Genomic DNA, 3677 nt, shown 5'->3' with positions numbered 1-3677 from the left:
CACCGTCTCGACGCTGTCCTCGTCGGCCGCGGCCGGCACGGGCTGCGGCGGCTCGGCGGGCGGCGGCGTGTAACGCGGCTGCGGCGGCTCCGGGCTGGCGAAGCGATCGTTCATGGGCGGGAAATCGTCGTCGAAATCCTCGCCGTCGGTCCCCTGGCCAAACTGGTCGGGACGCTGCGGGTTCGGCTGCGGCTGCGCCGCGGCGACGATGCGGAAATAGTGCTCGGCGTGCTGCAGGTAGTTCTCGGCCATCACCGAGTCGCCCGAAGACTGCGCGTCCCGCGCCAGCTGCAGATACTTTTCGGCGATGTGGGCGGCGTTGCCGCGCACCTTCACATCGGGGCCGTTGCTCTCGAAGTTCCGGCTCAGCGGATTGACGTGCTTGCGCCCGCCATTGTTGGTCCGTCCCCGGGAGCGGTTCTTGTTACTCTGTTGGTTTGGTCTCATCGTTTCGTCGGTACCTTGGGAAGAAGCACATGAGGCAGTGAGCCATCGGCATGTTGACCTTCAAGGCCGCGGGCGCCCCAACGGGTCAACGCGAGCGGTCGCAATCATCCTTGCCTAGAGCTGTACGGTTGAACCACTTGGGGCTCATCGAGACGGACCGGGTCCTCGTCCGGTTGCTCCTGCTGCCAAATGCAGCCTTGCGATGAGCGGGTGGCCGTCACCTTGACGCGACGTCCGCGCCGTTGACAGCAACTGGAAACTAACTGGTTCGCCTCCACTTTCCAAGCGGAAAATCCGTGGTGGGCACAACGTCGCATTTCCTTGAGCTACAAATGGTGGCCGGAAACGACGCGATCAAGACCCGCCAGATCCTTTTCGAGCGCGATCTCCTCCAACCCCGCCTCGACGAACAATGCGCGCACCGCCCCTGCCTGGCTGGCTCCGATTTCGACGACCAGCGCGCCGCCGGGCTTGAGCCAGCGCCGGGCCCCGCCGACGATGGCCCGGTAGGCATCGAGCCCGTCCGCGCCGCCGTCGAGCGCAAGGTGCGGGTCGTGCTCCCTGACCTCGGGTGGCAGGGCGGCGATGGCGGCGTGCTCGATATAGGGCGGGTTGGCGGTGATGAGGTCGAAGCGCTCGTCCGCCCGCAGCGGCTCGAACCACGAGCCGACGCGCGCGTCGAAGCGCCTGCCCACCCCGTGCCGCTCGGCGTTGCGCCGCGCCGTGGCGACCGCCGCGGGGCTCAGGTCGACGGCCACCGCCATGGTCGACGGACTCTCCGACAGAATGGCGATGGGGATGCAGCCCGTGCCGGTGCCCAGATCGAGCACCTGCCTGTGCGTGCGCCCGTGCAGGACTTCGAGCCCGCGCCGCACCAGCATCTCGGTTTCGGGCCGCGGCACCAGCGTCGCCGCATCGAGCGCGAAGGCCAGCCCCCAGAATTCCTTCTCGCCGATGATCCGCACCACCGGCTCGCCGTGCAACCGGCGCGCCGCAAAGTCCTGCAGCTTCATCAGCGCCTCGGCGTCGGCGGGCTCGCGCTCGCGGTTGACCAAGTCCAGCGGCCCCATGCCGAAAGCCAGCTCGGCCAGCAGCCGCGCGTCGAGTTCGGGCGTATCGATGCCCGCCTGCCGGAACCGGTTGCGCACCCCCCGCCAGGCGGCGCCGATGGCGGGCCCGCTCAGCTTACGTCCTCCATGGCGGCGAGTTGCGCCGCCTGCCGCTCGGTGATCAGCGCCTCGATCAGCTCGTCGAGGGCCTCGCCCGCGATCACCTTGTCGAGCTTGTACAGCGTCAGGTTGATGCGATGGTCGGTGACCCGGCCCTGCGGGAAATTGTAGGTGCGGATGCGCTCGGAGCGATCGCCCGAGCCGACCTGCTCGCGCCGGGCCTCCGAGCGGGCATTGTCGCGCGCATGGCGCTGCTCCTCGTAGAGCCGCGCCTGCAGCACCTTCATGGCGGTGGCGCGGTTCTGGTGCTGCGATTTCTGCGAAGCCGTCACCACGATTCCCGAGGGGATATGGGTGATGCGCACGGCGCTGTCGGTGGTGTTGACGTGCTGCCCGCCGGCGCCGGACGAGCGCATCGTGTCGATGCGGATATCCTCGGGCCGGATGTCGATGTCGATGTCTTCGACCTCGGGCAGCACCGCCACCGTCGCCGCCGAGGTGTGGATGCGCCCCGAGCCTTCCGTGGCCGGCACCCGCTGCACGCGGTGCACGCCGCTCTCGAACTTGAGCCGCGCATAGGCGCCACGGCCGCTGATCGAGGCGACCGCCTCCTTGTAGCCGCCGACTTCGCCCGCGCTCGCCTCCAGCAGGCCGAAGGTCCAGCCGCGCAAATCGGCATAGCGCTGGTACATGCGCAGCAGGTCGCCGGCGAACAGCGCCGCCTCATCGCCGCCGGTCCCGGCCCGCACCTCGAGGATCACGCTCTTGTCGTCCGCCGCATCGCGCGGCAGCAGCAATATGCGGATCTCCTGCTCCATGCGTTCGAGCCGCGGCTTGAGCGCGGCGATCTCGGCCTCGGCCATGGCCGCCATGTCGCGGTCGCCGGCGGCGGCGAAATCCTCGGCCTCGGCCAACTCGGCCTGCAGTTTCTGGTAGGCGAGGATAGGCCGGACCACGGGCTCGAGCTCGGCATATTCCTTGCTCAGCCTGACGTAGTCCTCGGCGGAGGGGCCGGCGGACAGGGCCGCCTCGACGCTGGCGAAGCGCTTCTCGAGGGCATCGAGCTTGTCGTGGGGAAGTGAGGGCATGGTCGCTCTATATGGGAAGGCTCTGCCGGCTCGCCCAGTCGAGCAGCAAATCGCGCACGGCCACGCCCTCGGCACCCTCGAGCAGCGCCTTGGACACCGACCGGCGGATTGGCTGGAGTTCGAGCCCGAGGATCATCTCCTTGATCGGGCCGATGGACGGCGGGCTCATCGACAGCCGGGTCATGCCGACGGCCATCAGCGCCAGCGCTTCGATCGGCTTGCCCGCCAGTTCGCCGCACATGGTGACCGGCACGTCGTAGCGGCGGCACATCTCGACAACGTGGCGCAGCGCCCGCAACCGCGGCAGCGCGATCGGATCGTAGCTGCCCGCCACCCGCGGATTCGAGCGGTCGGCGGCGGTGAGGAACATCACCAGGTCGTTGGAGCCGATCGAGACGAAGTCGGCCTCCGGCAGCAGCCGGTCGAGTTCCCACAGCAGCGAGGGCACCTCGATCATGGCCCCCAGTTCCAGCGTCTCGGGCACCTTCTCGCCGCCGTTGCGCAGCCGCTCCACTTCCTTGTCGACGACCAGTCGCGTCTGCCGGAACTCCCAGGCGTCGGTGACCATGGGCACGAGGATCTTGAGCGGCGCGCCCGCGGCCGCCTGCAGCAGGGCGCGGATCTGGATGCGCAGCAGCCCCGGTCGGTCGAGCGCCAGCCGGAGCGAGCGCCAGCCCATCGCCGGGTTCTCCTCGGCCGCCGAGCGCAGGTACGGGATGACCTTGTCGCCGCCGATATCGAGCAGGCGAAAGACGATGGGCCGCCCCCGGGTGAGCCGCATGGCTTCGCGGTAGAGCTCCACCTGCTCGGCCAGGCGGGGCAGCTTGCTCGCGATCATGAACTGCAGCTCGGTGCGGAACAGCCCGACCCCCGCCGCCCCGGTATGCTCGAGCATGGGCAGGTCGGCGACCAAACCCGAATTGTGCAGCAGCGTGATCTCGATGCCGTCGCGCGTCACCGACGGCCGGTCGCG

General features: G+C 69.1%; 4 protein-coding genes. All 4 read right to left on the bottom strand.

What is annotated here, in order from left to right:
* The coding region (locus tag VGD93_RS10925; protein WP_395011961.1) for a DUF4167 domain-containing protein at positions 1–447 on the bottom strand (447 nt) is incomplete at its 3' end.
* A gap of 326 nt (positions 448–773) precedes the next feature.
* Entirely contained in the window at positions 774–1595 is an 822-nt protein-coding gene (gene prmC / locus VGD93_RS10920; RefSeq protein ID WP_395011960.1) for a peptide chain release factor N(5)-glutamine methyltransferase, read from the bottom strand.
* A 32-nt stretch (positions 1596–1627) separates the two neighbouring features.
* On the bottom strand, positions 1628–2704 hold the full coding sequence (gene prfA, locus VGD93_RS10915; protein ID WP_395011958.1) for a peptide chain release factor 1: 1077 nt from the start codon (positions 2702–2704) through the stop codon (positions 1628–1630).
* 7 nt (positions 2705–2711) lie between these two features.
* The coding region (locus VGD93_RS10910; RefSeq protein ID WP_395011957.1) for a putative PEP-binding protein at positions 2712–3677 on the bottom strand (966 nt) is incomplete at its 5' end.

The organism is Devosia sp., assembly GCF_036406155.1.
Taxonomy (GTDB): Bacteria; Pseudomonadota; Alphaproteobacteria; order Rhizobiales; family Devosiaceae; genus Devosia_A.
Note: the sequence above shows the minus strand (reverse complement) of the source record. Positions and strands in the feature narration are given on the sequence as shown.